Here is a 19,598-nt window from a genome sequence, read left to right as displayed (position 1 = left end):
TAGGCTGAGTCGACCGATGCGCGGAGCAGATGTACAACAGTTGGGAATGTTCTCCTACGTGTCGGTCGAAGACCGTGTGCCCCTCGATCATCCGATCCGCAAACTGCGGGTTCTGGTGGATGTGATTTTGAAGGAATTGGACGAGGTGCTGGCGTCGCGCTACGCAGCCGTCGGCCGCGAATCGATTCCGCCGGAACGCCTGTTGCGCGCATCACTGCTGCAGGTGGTCTACAGCGTGCGCAGCGAACGGCTGCTGATGGAACAGCTGAGCTACAACTTGCTGTTTCGCTGGTTCGTGGGTCTGAATATCGACGATGCGGTGTGGGATCACTCGACGTTCTCGTTCAATCGCGAGCGGCTGTTCGATGCCGAGATTGCGCAGCGCTTCTTTGAACACACGGTGCTGCTGGCGCGGCTGCACGACTTGGTCAGCGACGAACACTTTTCAGTGGATGGCACGCTGCTGGAGGCGTGGGCCTCGCACAAGAGCTTTCGTCCGAAGGACGGCAACGACGACAGCGATGGCGGCGACTTCCGCGGCCAGACCCGCTGCAACGACACGCACGCCTCGACGACCGATCCGGATGCGCGCCTGATGCGCAAGGGCAAAGGCTAAGGAAGCGCGCTTAAGCTACTTGGCCAATGCGCTGATGGAGAATCGCCACGGCCTGCTGGTGGGCATCGACGTGCGCCACGCCAGCGGCACCGGCGAGCGCGACGGTGCACTGGCGCTGGTCGATGCACATCTGAAACGCGGCTCGACGCTGAGTGCCGACAAGGGCTATGACACGCACGACTTCGTCGCGGCACTCGATCAGCGCGGCATCAAACCGCACATTGCCCGGCATACGAAAGGAAGACGCAGTGCCATCGACGCACGCCGTGCGCGCAGCGCGGGATACGCGATGAGCCAACAGGTGCGCAAACGCATCGAGCAAGGCTTCGGCTGGGTCAAGACGATCGGCGGATTACGCAAGCTGCCGCTGATCGGTCTGGAAGCGGTTCGTGGCTGGACCACGTGGACCTTTGCCGCTTACAACCTGATTCGGCTCGGTGGCATCGGTCAGTGGTGGAATCCGTCACCGACCTGAGGAAAGGTGCGTCCGCGGCGAGGATTTTGAGCAGAAATCACTCGGCCTCGTCGCATCTTCCACCAGACACGATAGATACAGGCTATCGCGCTTGGCGAAAAATGGTACTTCTCAACAGCCTGCTATTCGTTACGATTGAGCGAGCGGAATCCGGCATTGCTTACCAGTTCGTTGCGCTGAGCGATATTCAAATCGGCCTGCATCATTTCGCGCACCAGCGCATCGAATTCCGTGCGTGGAAACCATCCAAGTTTTCGGTGGGCCTTGCTTGAATCACCGAGCAGGGTTTCGACTTCGGCCGGACGCAGGTAGCGTGAGTCGATGCTGACGATGCGTTGTCCCGGGCGCACCGCAGACTCAGCCGGCGCCGCGGCAACCACGCCGTGTTCCTCTGCACCGCTGCCGACCCAATCGACGCTGATGCCGATTTCATTCGCCGCGCAACTGACGAAATCGCGCACCGAATGCTGCACGCCAGTGGCGATGACGTAATCTTCGGGCTCATCCTGTTGCAGCATCAGCCATTGTGCCTCGACAAAATCGCGCGCATGCCCCCAGTCACGGCGCGCATCCAGGTTGCCCAGATACATACGATCCAGCTGTCCCAAATGGATGCGCTGTTGATTTTCGCCCAGGATTGAGCCGTTTCAGCTCGTTTTTCATTTCAGACGGATCCGTGAAATGGCTCCGGGAGACAGTCAATGCGCGGCAGCTCTCGGCTCGAGTTCCGATGAAAGCGACTGTTCATTCCCAGATGAAAATCAACAGTCACGAACCATTTTCAACGTTTGCAGCGACTTTACTCGTATCTGCTGCTTTCTATCGGTTCGGCATAACACCAATGTATGTACGACGGTTACATACATTGGTTTTATGCCAACGACGAGAAATCCGTGGCCTATTGCGAATTTTGTGGAAATGTTCAGGTTTCGTTATGGCGGAATTTGTGATACTCATTTCCCAGCAAGTTCATATTGCTGGGACGAAATGCTCTTGCATTTATTATAAATATCACAACCTCTTGTTAAAAGAGGATATAAGACACTTTCCCGATGCTTTCCGTGACTCTGCTAACAGTCTTTGCCCTGCTCGCATTCTTGTCGGTGCGACGTATTCCGGAAGGGCACGCCTACACCGTTCATCGCTTCGGTCGTCCGGCGCGCACGCTGAACGCGGGTACGCATGTGGTGCTGCCGCTGATCGAAAAAGTCGCGCACAAGATTCGCCTGTTTGGCAACGTGGTCGAGTTCAAACGTGATGATGCGGCTGGTGGTCTGGTGTATTTTCAGGTGCTCGATCCGACGCGTGCCGATTCGGTGATCGAAGGTGTGGATGATCTTGTGCGCAACCGCGCACTCGGTCTGCTCGCAAGCAGTGATGTCGCCAGCGATGTCGCCAGTCGCATACTGCAAATCAAGGCTGGCTTGAATCAATTGCTGCGCGATCGCGGTATTCTGATTACGCGCGTGCAGCTCACGCTGAGCTGAGTTTCATCGCTGAATTCGCACACGGCGATCGTCGTGCTGGATTTTGCCGATGGCGCCGACGATACTTCCGCTCCGCAAACGTGGCGTGGCTTTCGTGCAATGAATCGCCATCGCGTTGGCTTTCCGACTCGGTGCGCGCATGACTCCATCCTTTGATCTCAAGCCTCTGCTCGTCGACGGATTGGCGGCGCTGCGCCTGTCACCGAAATCCGAAACCATCGATCAGCTGCTGGAATACGTCGCGTTGCTGGCGCGTTGGAATGCCACCTATAACCTCACGTCGGTTCGCGATCCGCGCGACATGCTGGTGCGGCATATCCTCGATTCGCTGGCGATCGCACCGTATTTGCGCGGCGCAAATCTGGCGGATGTCGGTTCGGGCCCAGGGCTGCCGGGCATCCCGCTGGCACTGCTATTTCCCGAGCGAGAATTCGTGCTGATCGATGCCAACGGCAAGATGGCGCGTTTCATGCGCGAGGCGGTGCGTGCGCTCGGCTTGAGCAAGGTGCGTATCGAGCAACAAAGAGTGGAAGCGGTGCAGGGCAGCTTCGATTGCGTCACGGCGCGGGCGTTCGCCAGTCTCGCCGACATGCTGGCGCTCGGTGGCCAGTTGCTAGCTGCCGATGGAATCTGGCTCGCGCTCAAGGGTCGTTATCCCGAAGATGAAATTTCAGCGTTGCCGGTGGGGTTCGAGCTGGCCGGTAGCGAGCGCTTGCAGGTGCCGGGCCTGGACGCCGAGCGCCACCTCATCATCGTGCGAAAAACAACGATCGCGGCTTAAGTTGTGCAGCAATCCGTTATGTCCATGTAAACTGTGTGGCCCAGAAGCAGGCGGTATGCGATGTTTCCGGATTCCCGTGTGACTATGCCGGACATCGAATGAGCATGAGACCCGCATGACGCGCATCATCGCCATCGCCAATCAAAAAGGCGGGGTTGGCAAAACCACGACGTGTGTGAACTTGGCTGCGGCTTTGGCCGAGGCGAGTCGCCGCGTGCTCGTGATCGATCTCGATCCGCAGGGCAATGCGACGATGGCCTCGGGCATCGACAAGCGCGACGCCAAGCCGAACGGCTGCGATGTATTGCTCGAAGAAGTGCCGATCGCGCAGGCGATTGTGACCACGTCCGCTGGCTACGATTTGTTGCCGGGCAGCGGCGATCTGACCGCCGCGGAAGTCAAGCTAATGGATGCGCTCGCGCGCGAAACGCGCTTGAAAGGCGTGCTCGCGACGCTCGGTGATCGTTACCATACGATCCTGATCGACTGCCCGCCGTCGTTGCATTTGCTCACGATCAACGCCTTGACCGCGGCGCACGGCGTACTGATTCCGGTGCAGTGCGAATACTTCGCGCTGGAAGGATTATCCAGTCTGCTCGATACCATAAAAGCGGTGCGCGCACGGCTCAATCCGGGGCTCGAAGTCGAAGGCCTGTTGCGTACGATGTTCGATATCCGCAACAACCTCGGCAATGAAGTTTCGGCGCAACTCACCAAACATTTCGGTGACAAGGTGTTGCGCTCGATCATCCCGCGCAATGTGCGACTGGCCGAAGCGCCGAGTCACGGCATGCCGATCACGCAATACGATCGCGAGTCGCGCGGCGCCATTGCTTATCTCGGCCTAGCCGGTGAGATGCTGCGACGCGAACGCGCATTGCCTGCTACTTCCCATCCGGTTTAGGAAATCCACGCATGGCAGCCAAGAAACGAGGATTGGGCCGCGGCCTGGATGCGCTGATCGGCGCCGGTGCGGAAACCGAGGTCGATGAAGGCGAGCTGCGCAGTGTTGCGGTCACGCGCATTCAGCCGGGCCCGTATCAGCCACGCCAGCACATGGATCCGGAGCGCCTGCAGGAACTTGCCGATTCGATCCGTGCGCAAGGCATGATCCAGCCGATCGTGGTGCGCGAAATCAGCAACGGCAAGGCTGGCATGTTCGAAATCATTGCCGGCGAACGTCGCTGGCGCGCCGCGCAACTCGCCGGATTCAGCGACGTGCCGGTGCTGGTCAAGCAAGTGCCTGATCAAGCCGTCGTGGCGATGGCGCTGATAGAAAATATCCAGCGCGAAGAACTCACGCCGCTCGAAGAAGCGCAGGCGTTGAAACGTCTCATCGACGAATTCGGTTTGACCCACCAGCAAGTGGCCGAAGCGGTGGGTCGCTCGCGCGCGTCGGTCAGCAACCTGCTGCGTTTGATGGAGTTGCCATCGCAGATCAAGACCCTGCTCGAACAGCGCAAGCTCGACATGGGTCACGCGCGTGCATTGCTGACCTTGCCCGCAGCGCAGGCGATCAGTCTGGCGCGCGCGGCGGTGGAACAGGAATGGTCGGTACGCGAGCTGGAGGCTGCGGTACGTCGTGGTCAGGAAGTCCCGATCGCTGCGAACAGCAAACCCGTAACGCCGAAATCCGATCCGAATATCGTCGCACTCGAACGCGATCTTTCGGAAAAACTCGCGGCCCGCGTGAGCGTGCAACATACGCGCAATGGTCGCGGCAAATTGGTGATTTACTATCACAATAACGATGAGCTCGAAGGCATACTCGAGCGCATTCGCTAATGTTCGGTGAAAGCAAATGACAGTCACGCCGGTCACCTCGCCCGTGAGTAGCAAACAACGCCAGTTCGACGCGCTGGTGCGAACCCTTTCGGGGGATTTGTATCGGTATGCGTATTGGCTTTGTCGCGACAACGCGCTCGCGCAGGATCTGGTGCAAGAGACTTTTTTGCGCGCGTGGCGATCGATTGATTCCTTGCGTGAGAGCGACGCCGCCAAGGCGTGGCTCATCACCATATTGCGCCGCGAACATGCGCGGCTATATGAGCGCAAGACCCCACAAGTGAGTGATATTTCGGAGATCGATGTGCAAGACGAAAGCGGGATGACTCCAGAGCGCGCAGGCGAGTCCGGAATGATCCGGGCGGCTATGCTGCAGCTGGAGCCAAAATATCGCGAGCCGCTGCTGATGCAGGTGCTCGGCGGTTTTTCCTGCGACGAAATTGCGCGTGAGTTGAACCTTTCCGGCGCAGCGGTAATGACCCAGTTGTTCCGTGCGCGACAGAAATTGAAAGCGGTATTGCTGGGCAAAGACGAGGCGGAGTTATATGAACTGCCTTGAGTTTCGTCGCCAGCTCGCGGTCGATCCAAAAACGCGCGACTCCGTATTTCTGCAGCACAAGCAGGAATGCCCGCGCTGTGCCGAAGCATATGCACGCGCGATGTTGTTCGAGGCTTCACTGGCCGAAGCGATGGCTGTGCCGGTGCCGGCAAATCTGGCCGAGCGCATTCTGTTTGCCCAGGCCACCGAACAGCGTAACCAGGCGCGCACAAATCGTGAGCGCAATCGTGGCCGCTGGATTCAATATGCCGCTGCGGCGATGCTGTTGATCGCGGTCGGTGTGGTCGGGTATTCGCGCTTCAATCGTCCGGTGCTCGCTGATCTGGCGATTGCGCATCTTGCCGGTGAACCGCTGGCGATGACCTCGCATGCCGCCGTGCCCGATGCCTTGGTGCAGCGCGAATTTGGCATGCGCGCAAGTATCGCGATGCCGAATGTGCCATCCGGCGTCACCTACCTGAGCGATTGCCCGCTGGGTCCGTATCACATCGTGCATATGGCGATGGCGCAGGATAACGATCCGGTCACGGTGATGTATGTCGCCGATCATCATCAGGCCGCGCGCAAGGACTTCAATCAGACCGGCTGGTTTGGTCGTGAAGTGCCGCTGGGCGCAGGCACTTTGGTGCTGCTGGGCAAGAGTGCGCAGTCGTTCGATCATCTCGAAACGGTCTGGCGCGATGCGGTCAACGGCCCACGTCTGACCAGGCTTTGATCTGCGCGCCACCGCGGCGCATTTGTCATCGCGAGTCGGCTGCGTAGCGGCGAAATCACGCAGGCGGCGCATAGTGCGCGATAATAGTCGGCTGTAGCCGATGGAATCCGTGTCATGCCAGAACTTTCCGTAGTCGTGCCCGTGCACAACGAGCGCGACAATATCCTGCCGCTGCTCGGCGAAATCGCTGCGGCATTGCGTGGTCTGACGGATTTCGAAATCATCTACGTCGATGACCTGAGTCGTGACGATACGTTAGCGGTGTTGAACGCGGCCAAGCAACAGTTTCCCGAGCTTCGCGTGCTGCGCCACGTGTCGCAGAGTGGTCAGAGCACGGCGGTTCGCAACGGCGTAAAAGCCGCGCGCGGTGCGTGGATCGCGACGCTGGATGGTGATGGCCAGAACGATCCCGCGGATATTCCGAAACTGTTGCAAACCCGCACGGTTGCCGATCCTGCGGTCAAGTTGTTCGCGGGCTGGCGCGTGAATCGGCGCGACAGTGCGGTCAAGCGTTTCTCATCGAAATTCGCCAACGGCGTGCGTTCGCGCCTGCTCCACGATGCGACCCCGGATACCGGTTGCGGCATCAAATTGTTCGAGCGCGCAGTGTTCCTCGAATTGCCGTATTTCGATCATATGCACCGTTATCTGCCTGCGCTGGTGCAGCGCGCCGGGTATCAGGTGCAGAGCGTGCCGGTGAATCATCGACCGCGCACCCAAGGCCAGTCCAAATACGGCATTGGCAATCGTTTGTGGGTTGGCATCAACGATCTGCGCGGGGTCGGCTGGTTGATCAAACGCTCCAAGCGCACCGCGGTCGAAGAGTTGTAGGCGAGCAAGAGGGCTTCCGGCAGACGGTTTTTCTTGCGAAATCAGCAGCGATCCGCTATAAAGTGCGGCTCGCTACACCAAGTTCGATTCCGCAGCAGTCAATCGCCGCGCCGAACTGGCCGAAAACTGTCAGTGCAATGATCGTTACCGGCAATGTTTATCAGGTGTTGTGTCTCCTGAATTGCACGCAGTGGCTTCGCCACCGCAGGGCCGAACCCGTTCTGGCTAAGAGCGGCACTTTATCCAACGCTTAAGGAATGTCATGGCCAGAGTTTGCCAAGTCACCGGAAAAGGCGTGCAGACGGGTAACAACGTCTCGCATGCAAACAATAGAACCCGCCGTCGCTGGCTGCCGAATTTGCACGAACGCCGTTTCTGGGTTCCGAGCGAAAATCGCTGGATAAAGCTGCGCGTTTCCGCCCACGCCCTGCGCACGATCGACAAGAACGGCATCGACGCCGTGCTCGCCGAACTGCGTGGTCGCGGTGAAAAAATCTGAGGAGGACTGAATCATGGCATCGAAACGTGACAAGATCCGTCTGACCTCCAGCGCTGGCACCGGTCATTTCTACACGACCGACAAGAACAAGAAGACCACGCCGGACAAGATGGAAATCAAGAAATACGATCCCGTCGTGCGCAAGCACGTGATCTACAAGGAAGGCAAGATCAAGTAAGGTTTGCCTTGCCGGATCGATAAAAAAACCCGCCGAGAGGCGGGTTTTTTGTTGGCTGAGATTGTGAATTACGAACGTTGCAGCGAAACTGCAGATCGCCGATCAGGCGTGCGCTGGTGCGAGGCGATAACCTTTCAGGCGCGCCGCAAACTCGGCCAGAGTGCGGATACCGCTGGCTTCCGCCGCGTGACACCACTCTTTCAAACCTTCGGCCAGATTATCGGCGCCGCGGCTTTCAAGCACGGCGTGCAGACGGCGACGGAATTCCATTACGGTTGCCGTGGTTGGACGCTCGTGAATCCATTGCGCCAGACGCTCACGCGCGTGGCCGTCGAGCCAGCGGCCTTCGTTGATCAGCGCGCGTCGCAGGCGTCGCGGCAGGTCACGCAGGCTCGCGCCGGCATGCGCAGCCTCTTCGCGCACGGTCGGCGAGATCACGTTGCGGAAATAATCGGTCATCACCTGGAACCGATGAGTGATCACGGCCTTCAGGGTTTCGGCATCCGGCAGCGCGATATTCGGGCGAATATCCAGGCTCGGTGCAACGCGCAGCACCTTGGCCAAGCCCAGTCGCTCGAACAAGCGGATCGCGGCCCAGCCGATATCGAATTCGAAGCGACGCAGCGAGAATTTCGCCGAACTCGGAAACGCGTGGTGGTTGTTGTGTAGCTCTTCACCGCCGATGAAAAATCCCCACGGCGTCAGGTTGGTCGCGGCATCGGTGGTTTCAAAATTGCGATAACCCCACCAGTGGCCGAGGCCGTTGACTACGCCCGCGGCCCAGAACGGAATCCAGATCATCTGCAGCGCCCAGATCACGATGCCGGAGACACCGAACAGCGCGATGTTGATGAACATCATCAAGGTCGGACCCCAACCCTCGTGGGCGGCGTAAAGATGACGCTCGATCCAGTCGTCCGGTGTGCCGCGACCGTATTTTTCGGTGATGCTGCGATCACGGCGCGCATTCTGGTACAGGCCGACACCGTCCAGCAGCAGCTTCTTGATGCCGTGGACTACCGGGCTGTGCGGGTCATCGACAGTTTCGCAATGCGCATGATGCTTGCGATGGATCGCGACCCATTCCTTGGTGATCATGGCCGTCGTGAGCCAGCTCCAGAAGCGGAAAAAATGGGCGAGCACGGGATGGAAATCCACGCCGCGATGCGCCTGGCTGCGATGCAGATACAACGTCACCGAAAAAATGGTGAGCTGGGTGACCACCATGAAATACACCAGCAAACCGACCCACGAAGTGTTCGCAAGACCGTGGCTGAGGAAATCCAGAATAGTAAAAAGCATGGGCTGAACCGAATGGATGAGGAAGGGTTAAGGTCGCGAATCATACGCCAGGCTGATGACAGCAACCAGTTGCGCAAGTCACGGTTTGGGCAAAGTTTACATTGGGGCGCTGAGCGTTTGCTCAAGCATACGGCGTTCCAGCGCATTTCAAACTGCGCTACATTGGCGGCATCTCTATTTGTGTTCGAGTGATCGATTCGTCGTGCCCGAGTTACCCGAAGTTGAAACCACGCGCCGTGGCATTGCGCCGCATCTGATCGGTCGCCGCGTGAGCGAAGTGCGCCTGCGGCGACCGAATCTGCGTTGGCCGATTCCGACGGAAATCGCGCAACTGCTGCCCGGCGAGCGCATCACTGCGGTGCAGCGTCGCGCCAAATATCTGCTGGTCGAAACCGCGATCGGCAGCGCGATGTGGCATCTCGGCATGTCCGGCAGTCTGCGCATCCTGCCGCAGGACACCCCGCCGCGACTGCACGACCACGTCGACTGGTTGCTCGATTCGGGCCAGATGTTGCGCTTTACCGATCCGCGACGTTTCGGCTCGCTGCTGTGGCAGCCGGTGGGCACGATACATGGGTTGCTCGCCAAACTCGGGCCGGAGCCGTTGTCCGATGATTTCTCGGGCGATTATCTCTGGCATGCCTCACGCGGCCGCACTGCCCCGATCAAGCAGTTTCTGATGGATCAACATATCGTGGTCGGCGTCGGTAACATCTACGTGGCCGAAGCCTTGTTCGCCGCCGGTATTCATCCCGAGCGCGATGCCGGATCGGTGTCGCGTGTCCGTTACGCACGACTCGCGATTGAGGTGAAACGCATCCTCGAATACGCGATCACGCGCGGCGGCACGACGTTGCGCGACTTCCTCAGTGCTGACGGTGAGCCGGGTTATTTCGAGCAGGAATTGTTCGTCTACGGACGCGCCGGCGAGCCGTGCAAGGTCTGCGGCACGACGATACGCGTGATGCAACTCGGGCAACGCTCGACATTCTATTGTCCGAAATGCCAGCGCTGAGCGGCGCCATGTGGCGGTTTATTTCAGCGCGAGTTCGGCCTGCTTGAGCTCGATGTAGCCGTCGCCAGCGATGATCTTTTTGTACTCGCTGCGGCTTACCGACACATAACGTTCGTTGCCGCCGATCTGCACCTGCGGGCCATCGGTAATCGCGCGGCCGGCATCGTCGACGCGCACCACCATCGTCGCTTTTTTGCCGGTGCTGCAGATAGTCTTGATCTCGCTGATGTTGTCGGCCCAGGCCAGCAGATATTGACTGCCTTCGAACAACTCGCCACGAAAATCCGTGCGCAAGCCGTACGCCAATACCGGGATTTTCAGCGCATCGACGATATCGGTGAGCTGCCATACCTGCGCCTTGCTGAGGAACTGCGCTTCGTCCACAAGTACACAATGCAGCGCACCGAACGTGGTTATGTCGGCTCGCGTCAACGCCGCCAGATCGTGCGTGCGCTCGAAAATATGTCCGGGCGCCTTTAGTCCGATCCGCGACTGCACCGTGCCGATGCCGTAACGATCGTCCAGCTTCGGCGTGTAGATCAGCGTGCGCATGCCGCGCTCGTGATAGTTGTGCGCGGATTGCAGCAGGGTCGTGGTCTTGCCGGCATTCATCGCCGAATAATAGAAATAAAGTTTGGCCATGATGCGCATGCGTGAATGAAACGAGGCGGTGAGCTTGGCGAACGGATCGCGAGATTGCAAATCAGCATGGATGCACACCGTCGCACGGAACGCGACGCGCACGCTGCTAGAATGCGCGTCCGATTTCGCCACGTGTTCCGATGAGCCTCAATCCCGCCCAACGCGCCGCCGCGCTGTATACCGATGGCCCGCTGCTGGTGCTGGCCGGCGCCGGCTCGGGCAAGACGCGCGTGATTACCGAAAAAATCGCGCACCTGATCGAAAAATGTCATCTCGCGCCGGCCAAGATCGCCGCGATCACGTTCACCAACAAGGCTGCGCGCGAAATGCGCGAGCGCGCCGGCAAGTTGCTCAAGGGCAATGCCGCCGATGAATTGCTGGTGTGCACGTTTCATGCGCTAGGTTTGAAATTCCTGCAGATCGAACACGCCGCCGTCGGACTCAAGCGCGGCTTCTCGATTTTCGACGCCGACGATACCCAGGCGATCTACAAGGATCTGCTGCCGAAAGGCATCAAGAACGATCAGCTTTACGCCATTGCCAATCTGGTGTCGCGCGCCAAGAACGAAGGCCTCACGCCGGAGCAGGCCGCCGCCGCTGCGCTCGGCGCGCGCGAATCCGAAGCCGCCGAGTTGTATGCGAAATACCAGAAGCGTCTGGCGGCGTTCAACGCGGTGGATTTCGACGATCTGATCCGTCTGCCGCTGGCCTTGCTCGATAGTGATGAAAAAATCTGCGCGGCTTGGCGCGAGCGTCTGCGCTATCTGCTGGTCGACGAATATCAGGATACCAATACTGCGCAATATCGCTTGCTCAAACTACTCGCCGGGCCGCGCGGCGCATTCACCGCGGTGGGCGATGACGATCAATCGATCTACGCTTGGCGCGGTGCGAATCCCGGTAATCTCGATGAACTTGCGCGCGATTATCCGCAGCTAAAAGTCATCAAGCTCGAACAGAATTATCGCTGCACACGGCGCATCCTGCGCGCGGCGAACGCGGTGATCGCCAACAATCCGCACGCGCACTTGAAAAAGCTCTGGAGCGATCTCGGCGAGGGCGCGCCGATCCGCGTGCTCGAATGCCGCGACGACGAACACGAGGCCGAAAGAGTCGCTGGCGAGATCGCGCACCTCGCCGAAAAACACAAGGCGCGCTGGCATGAGTTCGCGATTCTGTATCGCGGCAATTTCCAGTCGCGGCCGCTTGAAAAAGCGCTGCGTCTCGCGCGTGTGCCGTACCATTTGACCGGCGGGACGGCGTTTCTCGAGCGCGCCGAAGTCAAGGATCTGCTCGCGTATTTGCGGCTGATGGTAAACCCGGAAGACGATGCCGCGTTCCTGCGCATCGTCAACATGCCGCGTCGCGATATCGGCGCGACTACTCTCGAAAAACTCGGCGAGCTCGCGCAATCGCGTGGCCTGAGTCTGCTGCGCGCGGCGGCAAGTGACGCGATTTTGAAACAGCTCGCGCCACGTCCGGCGGCGGCGCTGGTCGGGTTCGGCGAGCTCATTCACGAACTCACGCAAACCGCACGGCGCTTGAGCGCCGCGGACTTGGTGGACGCGCTGATCCGCCGCACGCGCTACGCCGAATATCTCGCCGAGCAGGTCAAGGATCAGGCCGCACGCGCACGCCGCCTGGAAAATCTCAATGAACTCGCGGGCTGGTTTCGCGCGATGCAACGCGAGGGCAGCAGCGCCGGCGATCTGGCCGCGCAACTCGCGTTACTCACGCATGCGGATCGCGCCGATCCGGGCAATGCCGCGCGCTTGATGACCTTGCATTCGGCGAAAGGTCTGGAGTTTCGTTTCGTTTATCTGATCGGTGTCGAAGAAGGCACGCTGCCGCACGAAGGCAGCATCGAGGAAGGCCGGCTCGACGAAGAGCGCCGCCTGATGTACGTCGGCATCACGCGCGCGAAGGAGCATCTGACCTTGAGTTTTGCCGCACGCAAGCGTCGCTTCGGCGAAATACTGACGAATGATCCGAGCCGATTCCTCAGCGAAATGCCGCGTGATGATCTGCACTGGTCGGGCCGCGATGTCGAGCAGGATCAGCAGCATGCGCGCGAGCTGGCCTCGTCGCATCTGGCCAAGCTCGCGGCGTTGCTCGCGAAATAGCGACGCCTCGGCAGCGTGTGACAGGCGCGTTACACTGTTCCAAATCGCTGCAGGAAATACGCGCCATGACGATGTCTAGAAATGTAATAGCCGTGCTTGTGCTGGCCGCGCTCGGCGGTTGTTCGCTCATGCCGAAATCCTCGACGCTTGCCACGACGCAAAGTACGTCGATATCAAATCTCGCGGCGAACGACAGCCTCGACGCCACGTTGTGGACACAGACCGCGATCGAACACGATTTGGTGTATCGCGAGGTTTATCATCTCGCCGAAGAAAAGCTGCTCAAGGCATTGGCCGATCCCGCGTGGGAAGCGTTGCCGAAAGGCGAGCGCACGGGTGACAGCAAAGGTTTGTCGCCTGCGGTGATTGTCGATATCGATGAAACCGTGCTCGATAATTCGCCGTTTCAGGCACGCCTGATTCGCGACAACGCAGGCTTCAATGAGATCGCCTGGCGCGTGTGGTGTGAGCAACATGCGGCGCACGCGTTGCCCGGCGCGCTCGAGTTCGCCAAATTTGCCGCAGCGCATGGCGTGACCATGATCTACATCAGCAATCGCGCGCAGACGCTGGCCGCGGTCACGCAACAAAATCTCAAGGAGCAGGGATTTCCACTGGCGGAAACCGAGACCACCGTTTTCGCGGCCGAATCGCTCACGCCCGGCTGCGATGAAAAATCCGGCGAGAAAGGCTGCCGCCGCAAACTCGTTGCGCAGAAACACCGCATCCTCATGATGTTCGGCGATCAGCTCGGCGACTTCGTCGATGGTTCGCAAACCACCGTGGCAACGCGACGCACGCTGGCCGATAGCTATAAGGATTGGTTTGGTGAGCGATGGTTCGTATTGCCGAATCCCACTTACGGCGTGTGGCAAACCGCGGTGACTTCGCATCCCGCCACGGCCGCGTTGCAAGCGGATCCGCGCGCGGCCAAACGCGCGGCGCTGCACGAAAACTGATCGCACTGCAGCATCGAAAGCCGCGCTTTACCCCTGTCCGATTTGCATCGCGGTCGGCATAATCCCACCGACATTTGAAAATCTCGGGGTAACGCATGTCGATGCAGTGTTATGTCTATAAAAGCCAGCGCACGGAAGGTGCTTATGTGTATTTGCGTGATGCCGATGCGTTCGGTCTGGTGCCGGTCGCGCTGGCTGAAAAGCTTGGTACGCTGACCTTTGTCATCGAGCTCGATCTTTCGCCCGAGCGCAAACTGGCGCGCGAAGACGTCAACGCGGTCATGGCGAATTTGCAGACGCAGGGCTTTCACCTGCAATTGCCGCCGGTCGTCGAAGCGCTGAACGCGCCGCAATCCTGATCCTGCGATGCGGGCGGATGCAAACGTCGTCAACAGCTGCGGCATACCCCAACCAACGATGGCGCTGGGTCGGCAGCACAAAGACCTAACGCTTTTCCGCGCCCGCTCTGCTAGCCTGCGTCCGAGCCACAATCAGCGCATAACGACAGGTTAGATGCCGAACTCATCGTCCACCGGGATTTTCGCGCGGCTCGCCGCCCTGCGTTATTTCATTCCTGCCGCGCTCGCGTTTGGCGCCAGTGCGTTCATCACCCAGCCGGCCGTGCTGGCGCTGCTGCTGGCGGCGGACGCCTTGACCTTGGCCGCGGTGTGCCAGGTGATCGGTTTCGGTCTCGAAGCGAGTTTTGCGCGTACCTTGCTGCGTCGCGGGCTCGCGAATTTCGTTTTGTTGGTCGCCTACACCGCGTGGCTGGTGGCACTCGTGGCGTATCCGATGCGCTGGATTCTGCACGATACCACGCTGCCCGCGACGCTCGCATTGTCGACGGCGCTGGTACTCGCGCTGCTGAGTCTGTGGCGGCTGTGGCCTGCGTTCGGGCTGGTGTATGTCTGGGATGATGCGTACCCGAATCAGGCGAACGAATCGTGGATTCTCACCGCGATTCGGCGCAGCCTGCGTTTCGCGGCGCATCTCACTGCCGAGCAGGACATGTTTTTCAGTCATGGTCTGCCGGTCGCGTTGTGTTTGCTGCTGCTGTGTTGCGGCGCGCTGAGTCTGGCCGGATTGTGCGGCATGCCGAATATCGAATCGCGCCTGCTGGCGCTGCTGATTTACGCCGTGCTCGCGCCGTTATTGTGCTGCGTGATAGCCAATCGCAGCGTGCGCGCGCTGTTCAATCAGGCGCAGATCGAACGACGTTATCGCCGCGCCGCGCGTGCACGCGCAACGTCGGATGCGCACACCGCGCGAGACGAAGTGCTGGCGCAGGTGATCAGCCCGGCCGAGTTGAATGCCACGTTGCTGTGCGCGGTGCGTTCCGGTCAGGTCGATCTGGCGCTTGGCGCGCTTGAACGCGGCGCCGATGCGAACATGTTACCGGCGCCCGGCGAGCGTGATCAACGTTCGTTGCTGATCCTCGCCGTGGCCTGCAGCGACTTGCGTTTGCTGCGCGCGCTGATCGCCGCCGGCGCTGATGTCAACCACATGCACAACGGCCTCACGCCACTGCTCGCTGCAACGCGCGATAGCCATCAGGGCAGGCCCGAAGCGGTCGTCATGCTGCTGACCAACGGCGCCAATCCGCGTGTTGCCGACAGCGAAGAAAACACGCCGCTGCATCACGCAGCGCTAAGTGCCGAACCGGTGGTCGCGGCACTGCTGCTGGATGCCGGCGCAGAAATCGATGCGTTGAATCGTGCGGGCTACACGCCGTTGGCCACGGCGTGCGCGATGGCGAATTGGGGTTTGCTGCGGTTTCTGCTCGAACACGGCGCGCGTATCGATGTGGAGAAAGCGCAGCCGGTGCTCGCGGTCGCCGCCGGCATCGCCGAAGACGACATCGAAGGCATCAAATTATTGCTCAAGCGTCGCGCCAAGGTCGACGCGATCGGTCCGCTCGGACGCACCGCGCTGATGAACGCCGCGCTCAACGGCCACGCCAGGATCACGCGCGTTTTGCTCGATGCGGGTGCTTCGGTGCCACTGGTCGATTCGCACGGTGTGAGCGCATTGATGGAAGCCGCGCGCGCTGGCGCCGAGGCGGTGATCGAGTTGCTGGCGCCGCGCAAACCGGATGCGAATCTGCTCGATGCCAGCGGACGCAGCGCGCTGATGATCGCGTGCCAGTCGCGCCAGGCCGGCGAGCGCACGATCCGGCAACTGCTGGCGCTTGGCGCCGATACGCAACTGCAAACGCCGGATGGAAAACGTGCGTTGGATTTTGCGCTCGCGAACGGACGCTGGGATCTCGTCGCGTTGCTCGATCCCGAACATTCGCTGCCGCGCAACATGATCGAAGCGGCGAGCAGCGGCAGTTTGACCGACGCGGATTCGGCGGCGCATTTGCTCGATGCCTTGCGCTTCGGCCACTGGCCGGTGGTTGAGCTTTTCAGTGAACGTGCGCGACATTGGCCAGCGCCGCAACTCGCCGCGCTGTATCTCGAACTCGATGCGCCCGAACACGCCACGGCGCGACGCTGGTTGCTGAATCTCGGCATGGATGCGAATGCGATTACCGAATCCGGCGAATCGCTGTCGCAGGTTTTGCTGGCGCGTTTGCCGGCCAGTCTCGCGGCGGTTTACGACGTGCTCGACGCCGGTGCGAGCCTGTCGAGGGCGGGTGTACTGGCGCAGCTTTTGAGTACGATTGGATCCGAACAATCCCATACCACGGCAACCGATTTTTCCGCGCAAGTGCAGATCGCAATGATGGAAGATTTTGCGCTGCAACTCATCGAGCGCGGCGTCGATTTCTGCATGCCCGATGCGCAAGGTCGCAGTGTTTTGGCCAGCGCTGTGGATCACGGCATGCAGCGCTTGACCCGCGAATTACTGGCGCGCGGCGCCGATCCGAATGCGCGCGATATCCATGGTCGGTCAGCGCTGCATGCGGCCCTGCACAAGCCAATGCTGCTCGCACTGCCATTGCTGCAGATGTTGTTGCGTGCCGGTGCCGATCCCGAAGCGATCGCCGCCAACAATGAAACGCCGCTCGGCCTCGCACTCGCTCGTGCCGAAGCCGAGCTCAGCTATTGGCTGCGCTGGTCGCGCTGGCCATTGCCGCAACGCGCACTGCTCGCCTGCGATCTTTCCGCGGCGGCAATCGTTGGCGATATCGATGCGGTGAAACGTCTGCTCGCATTGGGTTTTGGTGTGAACTCTTGTGATGCCAAAGGTGCATCGGCGCTGCTGCGCGCCGCAGGTTCGGGGCACGCCGATCTGGTCGAACATCTGCTCGCTATCGGCGCTGATGCGAATCAGGCCGCACCGAGTGGTGTGACCGCGCTCGCGGCGGCGGTGAATGCGCGCCGTGTCGCCGTGGTCGAGCTGTTGCTCACGCATGGCGTCGCCGCCGATCAGCCGTTGCCGGGCGGGGGCACGCCCTTGATGCTGGCCGCGGCGCAGGCATTTCCGGAAATCATCGAACGTCTGCTGGCGCACGCTGCCACGATCAATGCGCAAGATGACAAAGGCCGCACCGCGCTGCACGCGGCGGCGCAATTCGCGTTTCACAACAACGACATCGAACGTTGCCAGCGCGCGCTGGATTTGCTGATCGCGCACGGCGCGGACATCGCGCTGTGCAATGCCGAAGGTCAGAACGCACTGCTGTTGTTGCTCGGCGCCGCCGTCGCCCCCGGGCCGCGCCCCGATCAGAAACATCTGCTCATCTTGTTGCCGATTTTGCTCGGCAATCGCGCCGCGATTGATCTGCAGGATACGCGTGGCGTCAGTGCGCTGCATGCCTGCGCGATGCATGGATTATTGCTGCCGGCGCGCGCGCTGCTTGCGGCACGCGCCAGCACCAGTGTGCGCGATATTCTCGGCCGCACGCCGGCCATGCTGGCGCAGCGCATGGGTTATGTCGACCTCGTCGCCGAGCTTGACATCAATCCCGACGCGCCGCCGAGCGCGGCGCAGATTTTGCGCCAGCGTCACGACAGCTGAGTCGCATCACGGACGGCCAAACGCAATCCGCAGTGCGCTGCGCAAGCTCGGTGCGCTGAGCATATCCGTCGCCAGTCTTTTTCATACGTCGAATGCGATCAAAATCGGCTCATGTTCGCGCATGCTCACAAATGTGCCGAAACAGCGACCGACCTTGTTCCGTCGTGCCATCGGCAACCTCATGGACAACGCTGATCGATATGGCGCGGCGCCATTCCGCGCGATGCTCTGGCGTGATGCAGAAAACATTCATGTGCGCATCAGCGATCACGGTGCGGGCGTTGCACCGGAGTTGCTGAGCAGACTCGGTCAACCCTTTGTTCGCGGCGACGTTGCTCGTGCTGGTGCAGGCGGCGGTCTGGGTCTGAGCATCGTGGCGCGTTGCGTGCAGTTGCACGGCGGCACATTGACGCTGCGCAATGCCGATGGCGGCGGATTCATCGCGGAGATTTCCTTGCCGCGCAGCTGAGAGAATTTTACATCAGGAGTCGACGACATGTTTGTGCGTTATCTCGTTTCGACATTTATTCTGCTTGCCGCAATGACACTTTGCGCGCATGCGCAGCAAGTCATCTCGGTGCCGCGCGCTGATGGTGCGAGTACGCCGCTCACGATTTACGAGCCGGTCACAAGCTCGGTCTGCGCGCCGCTGGCGCTGATCTCGCACGGCGCAGGCGGCAGCGAAAAGGCGATGCCGTATCTCGGTACTGCGTTGAGCAAGGAGGGTTGGCGCGTGCTCATCATGGGCCACAACGAAAGTGGCATCGGGCCGTTGCGCGCGAATATCCAGGCGCTCGGTTTCAAGCAAGGATTGGTCAAACTCGTGACCAACGCCGACGCGTATCGCGCGCGATTCGGCGATATCGATGCGGCGATCAAATGGTCCGAGCAGCGTTGCCATGCGCCGTACAAAGTGCTGCTGGGTCATTCGATGGGCGCGATGACGGTGATGCTCGATGCCGGCGCGCAGAACAAGCTCGGACTGAAAACCGCCGCGCGTTTCGACGCATATGTCGCGCTTTCGCCACAGGGTCCTGGCGTGGTTTTTCCGCCTGGCGCGTGGCAATCAATCCGCGCGCCGATGTTGCTGATCACCGGCACACGCGATCAGGGCCTGGACGGCGATTACCATTGGCGTGAGCAAGCCTTCGCCGGACTCGGACCAGGCTGCCGCTGGCTGGCAGTGATCGATGATGCTACCCATCTCGATTTTGGTGGTCTGGGCAAATCCGCCAAGGTCGAAGCCGCAACGGCAACTTTGACTATCGCTTTTCTCGACAGCCTGCGCGGTGGACATTGCGCCACACCGCCAACTCTGGCTGGCGTAAATCTGCAGACCAAATAGGTGATGCAGATGAAAATCAGTCGACTTTGATGCTGCCCATCGCGGCTTTCAGCGCAGTGCTGACTGCGCCGACACTGCATGTTGCTTGCAATTCTTTCGCCGCATCAGCACCGTGCAAATGCTTGAGCAGCTGATTAGCGCTATTCAGCGCTTCGCGGGCATCGGCAATCCTGAGCCACTGAAACACGCGCTCGCGGGATTCTGGTCGCGCAGAATCACAGACGAACATCGCGTGGTTTACAAGGTCGAAGGCGTTGCATTGCTGATAGCGCAGCTTCGATACCATTATTGAGACAGCGCGGTAGTGAAAACGCAGGGCG

The 19,598-nt window shown here is 60.2% G+C and carries 20 protein-coding genes and 2 pseudogenes; 18 read left to right on the top strand and 4 right to left on the bottom strand.

Going from position 1 to position 19,598, the window contains the following annotated elements; translation table 11 throughout:
- The first annotated feature begins 16 nt into the window (after positions 1 to 16).
- Positions 17 to 1,091, top strand: a pseudogene (locus tag ELE36_RS18905) (IS5 family transposase).
- Positions 1,092 to 1,213: 122 nt separating this feature from the next.
- Here ELE36_RS18905 and ELE36_RS18900 read toward each other — a convergent pair.
- Entirely contained in the window at positions 1,214 to 1,699 is a 486-nt protein-coding gene (locus ELE36_RS18900; RefSeq protein ID WP_277987059.1) for a GDP-mannose 4,6-dehydratase, read from the bottom strand.
- Positions 1,700 to 2,152: 453 nt separating this feature from the next.
- Here ELE36_RS18900 and ELE36_RS18895 point away from each other — a divergent pair, with 453 nt between their 5' ends.
- The 9 genes from ELE36_RS18895 to rpmG all read left to right on the top strand — a co-directional run bounded on the left by ELE36_RS18895 (position 2,153) and on the right by rpmG (position 7,926).
- Positions 2,153 to 2,578 (top strand): SPFH domain-containing protein, encoded by a 426-nt coding sequence (locus tag ELE36_RS18895; RefSeq protein ID WP_129836070.1) that lies wholly within the window; start codon positions 2,153 to 2,155, stop codon positions 2,576 to 2,578.
- A 139-nt stretch (positions 2,579 to 2,717) separates the two neighbouring features.
- Positions 2,718 to 3,359, top strand: coding sequence for a 16S rRNA (guanine(527)-N(7))-methyltransferase RsmG (gene rsmG / locus ELE36_RS18890; RefSeq protein WP_129836069.1), 642 nt, complete (start codon positions 2,718 to 2,720; stop codon positions 3,357 to 3,359).
- Positions 3,360 to 3,474: 115 nt separating this feature from the next.
- Positions 3,475 to 4,263 (top strand): ParA family protein, encoded by a 789-nt coding sequence (locus ELE36_RS18885; RefSeq protein WP_129836067.1) that lies wholly within the window; start codon positions 3,475 to 3,477, stop codon positions 4,261 to 4,263.
- Positions 4,264 to 4,274: 11 nt separating this feature from the next.
- Positions 4,275 to 5,144 (top strand): ParB/RepB/Spo0J family partition protein, encoded by an 870-nt coding sequence (locus ELE36_RS18880; RefSeq protein WP_129836065.1) that lies wholly within the window; start codon positions 4,275 to 4,277, stop codon positions 5,142 to 5,144.
- Between the two features lie 16 nt (positions 5,145 to 5,160).
- Positions 5,161 to 5,703 carry a sigma-70 family RNA polymerase sigma factor gene (locus tag ELE36_RS18875; protein ID WP_129836063.1) on the top strand — a complete coding sequence of 181 codons (543 nt, stop codon included), beginning with the start codon at positions 5,161 to 5,163 and terminating at the stop codon, positions 5,701 to 5,703.
- The gene (locus tag ELE36_RS18870; protein WP_129836061.1) at positions 5,690 to 6,418 is read left to right on the top strand and encodes a DUF3379 family protein; all 729 of its coding nucleotides are present in this window, start codon (positions 5,690 to 5,692) and stop codon (positions 6,416 to 6,418) included. Before ELE36_RS18875 ends, ELE36_RS18870 begins: the two co-directional genes overlap by 14 nt.
- Before the next feature lie 114 nt (positions 6,419 to 6,532).
- Positions 6,533 to 7,249: a glycosyltransferase family 2 protein gene (locus ELE36_RS18865; protein ID WP_129836059.1), complete on the top strand. Its 717-nt coding sequence runs from the start codon at positions 6,533 to 6,535 to the stop codon at positions 7,247 to 7,249.
- A 262-nt stretch (positions 7,250 to 7,511) separates the two neighbouring features.
- Entirely contained in the window at positions 7,512 to 7,748 is a 237-nt protein-coding gene (gene rpmB, locus ELE36_RS18860) for a 50S ribosomal protein L28 (RefSeq protein WP_129836057.1), read from the top strand.
- Positions 7,749 to 7,758: 10 nt separating this feature from the next.
- The gene (gene rpmG, locus ELE36_RS18855) at positions 7,759 to 7,926 is read left to right on the top strand and encodes a 50S ribosomal protein L33 (protein ID WP_425480922.1); all 168 of its coding nucleotides are present in this window, start codon (positions 7,759 to 7,761) and stop codon (positions 7,924 to 7,926) included.
- A gap of 102 nt (positions 7,927 to 8,028) precedes the next feature.
- On the opposite strand, the gene ELE36_RS18850 is transcribed toward rpmG, so the two are convergent.
- A complete protein-coding gene (locus ELE36_RS18850) occupies positions 8,029 to 9,228 on the bottom strand; it encodes a DesA family fatty acid desaturase (RefSeq protein ID WP_129836053.1) in 1,200 nt (399 codons plus the stop codon).
- Positions 9,229 to 9,430: 202 nt separating this feature from the next.
- Here ELE36_RS18850 and mutM point away from each other — a divergent pair, with 202 nt between their 5' ends.
- On the top strand, positions 9,431 to 10,243 hold the full coding sequence (mutM, locus tag ELE36_RS18845; RefSeq protein WP_129836051.1) for a bifunctional DNA-formamidopyrimidine glycosylase/DNA-(apurinic or apyrimidinic site) lyase: 813 nt from the start codon (positions 9,431 to 9,433) through the stop codon (positions 10,241 to 10,243).
- 18 nt (positions 10,244 to 10,261) lie between these two features.
- Here mutM and ELE36_RS18840 read toward each other — a convergent pair whose 3' ends face one another.
- On the bottom strand, positions 10,262 to 10,885 hold the full coding sequence (locus ELE36_RS18840; RefSeq protein WP_129837021.1) for a thymidine kinase: 624 nt from the start codon (positions 10,883 to 10,885) through the stop codon (positions 10,262 to 10,264).
- 140 nt (positions 10,886 to 11,025) lie between these two features.
- Between ELE36_RS18840 and ELE36_RS18835 the strand changes: the two genes are divergently transcribed.
- The 6 genes from ELE36_RS18835 (at position 11,026) to ELE36_RS18810 (ending at position 19,278) form a co-directional block, all read left to right on the top strand.
- Entirely contained in the window at positions 11,026 to 13,008 is a 1,983-nt protein-coding gene (locus ELE36_RS18835; RefSeq protein WP_129836049.1) for a UvrD-helicase domain-containing protein, read from the top strand.
- Between the two features lie 65 nt (positions 13,009 to 13,073).
- Positions 13,074 to 13,967: a 5'-nucleotidase, lipoprotein e(P4) family gene (locus ELE36_RS18830; RefSeq protein WP_129836047.1), complete on the top strand. Its 894-nt coding sequence runs from the start codon at positions 13,074 to 13,076 to the stop codon at positions 13,965 to 13,967.
- Between the two features lie 95 nt (positions 13,968 to 14,062).
- Positions 14,063 to 14,326 carry a YcgL domain-containing protein gene (locus ELE36_RS18825; protein ID WP_242512306.1) on the top strand — a complete coding sequence of 88 codons (264 nt, stop codon included), beginning with the start codon at positions 14,063 to 14,065 and terminating at the stop codon, positions 14,324 to 14,326.
- 154 nt (positions 14,327 to 14,480) lie between these two features.
- A complete protein-coding gene (locus tag ELE36_RS18820; protein ID WP_129836045.1) occupies positions 14,481 to 17,933 on the top strand; it encodes an ankyrin repeat domain-containing protein in 3,453 nt (1,150 codons plus the stop codon).
- A gap of 121 nt (positions 17,934 to 18,054) precedes the next feature.
- A complete protein-coding gene (locus ELE36_RS20440; RefSeq protein ID WP_165371693.1) occupies positions 18,055 to 18,402 on the top strand; it encodes a sensor histidine kinase in 348 nt (115 codons plus the stop codon).
- Between the two features lie 27 nt (positions 18,403 to 18,429).
- Positions 18,430 to 19,278, top strand: a complete 849-nt coding sequence (locus tag ELE36_RS18810; RefSeq protein ID WP_129836041.1) for an alpha/beta hydrolase family protein — start codon at positions 18,430 to 18,432, stop codon at positions 19,276 to 19,278.
- 16 nt (positions 19,279 to 19,294) lie between these two features.
- Here the strand turns inward: ELE36_RS18810 and ELE36_RS20435 are convergent, their stop codons facing one another.
- Positions 19,295 to 19,465 (bottom strand): hypothetical protein, encoded by a 171-nt coding sequence (locus ELE36_RS20435; RefSeq protein ID WP_165371398.1) that lies wholly within the window; start codon positions 19,463 to 19,465, stop codon positions 19,295 to 19,297.
- Here ELE36_RS20435 and ELE36_RS18805 point away from each other — a divergent pair.
- Positions 19,409 to 19,570 (top strand): annotated as a pseudogene (locus ELE36_RS18805) (Txe/YoeB family addiction module toxin); the annotation flags it as partial. The gene ELE36_RS20435 and the pseudogene ELE36_RS18805 overlap by 57 nt on opposite strands.
- Positions 19,571 to 19,598 lie beyond the last annotated feature (28 nt).

Source organism: Pseudolysobacter antarcticus (assembly GCF_004168365.1).
Taxonomy (GTDB): domain Bacteria; phylum Pseudomonadota; class Gammaproteobacteria; order Xanthomonadales; family Rhodanobacteraceae; genus Pseudolysobacter; species Pseudolysobacter antarcticus.
This window is presented reverse-complemented; position numbering and strand designations above follow the sequence as displayed.

Excerpts from the sequence above, each read along its gene's own strand:
- rsmG (WP_129836069.1), top strand. The coding sequence starts at position 2,718 with ATGACTCCATCCTTTGATCTCAAGCCTCTGCTCGTCGACGGATTGGCG.
- ELE36_RS18885 (WP_129836067.1), top strand. The coding sequence starts at position 3,475 with ATGACGCGCATCATCGCCATCGCCAATCAAAAAGGCGGGGTTGGCAAA.
- ELE36_RS18880 (WP_129836065.1), top strand. The coding sequence starts at position 4,275 with ATGGCAGCCAAGAAACGAGGATTGGGCCGCGGCCTGGATGCGCTGATC.
- ELE36_RS18875 (WP_129836063.1), top strand. The coding sequence starts at position 5,161 with ATGACAGTCACGCCGGTCACCTCGCCCGTGAGTAGCAAACAACGCCAG.
- ELE36_RS18870 (WP_129836061.1), top strand. The coding sequence starts at position 5,690 with ATGAACTGCCTTGAGTTTCGTCGCCAGCTCGCGGTCGATCCAAAAACG.
- ELE36_RS18865 (WP_129836059.1), top strand. The coding sequence starts at position 6,533 with ATGCCAGAACTTTCCGTAGTCGTGCCCGTGCACAACGAGCGCGACAAT.
- rpmB (WP_129836057.1), top strand. The coding sequence starts at position 7,512 with ATGGCCAGAGTTTGCCAAGTCACCGGAAAAGGCGTGCAGACGGGTAAC.
- ELE36_RS18850 (WP_129836053.1), bottom strand. The coding sequence starts at position 9,228 with ATGCTTTTTACTATTCTGGATTTCCTCAGCCACGGTCTTGCGAACACT.
- ELE36_RS18840 (WP_129837021.1), bottom strand. The coding sequence starts at position 10,885 with ATGGCCAAACTTTATTTCTATTATTCGGCGATGAATGCCGGCAAGACC.
- ELE36_RS18835 (WP_129836049.1), top strand. The coding sequence starts at position 11,026 with ATGAGCCTCAATCCCGCCCAACGCGCCGCCGCGCTGTATACCGATGGC.
- ELE36_RS18830 (WP_129836047.1), top strand. The coding sequence starts at position 13,074 with ATGACGATGTCTAGAAATGTAATAGCCGTGCTTGTGCTGGCCGCGCTC.
- ELE36_RS18825 (WP_242512306.1), top strand. The coding sequence starts at position 14,063 with ATGTCGATGCAGTGTTATGTCTATAAAAGCCAGCGCACGGAAGGTGCT.
- ELE36_RS18820 (WP_129836045.1), top strand. The coding sequence starts at position 14,481 with ATGCCGAACTCATCGTCCACCGGGATTTTCGCGCGGCTCGCCGCCCTG.
- ELE36_RS20440 (WP_165371693.1), top strand. The coding sequence starts at position 18,055 with ATGCTCACAAATGTGCCGAAACAGCGACCGACCTTGTTCCGTCGTGCC.
- ELE36_RS18810 (WP_129836041.1), top strand. The coding sequence starts at position 18,430 with ATGTTTGTGCGTTATCTCGTTTCGACATTTATTCTGCTTGCCGCAATG.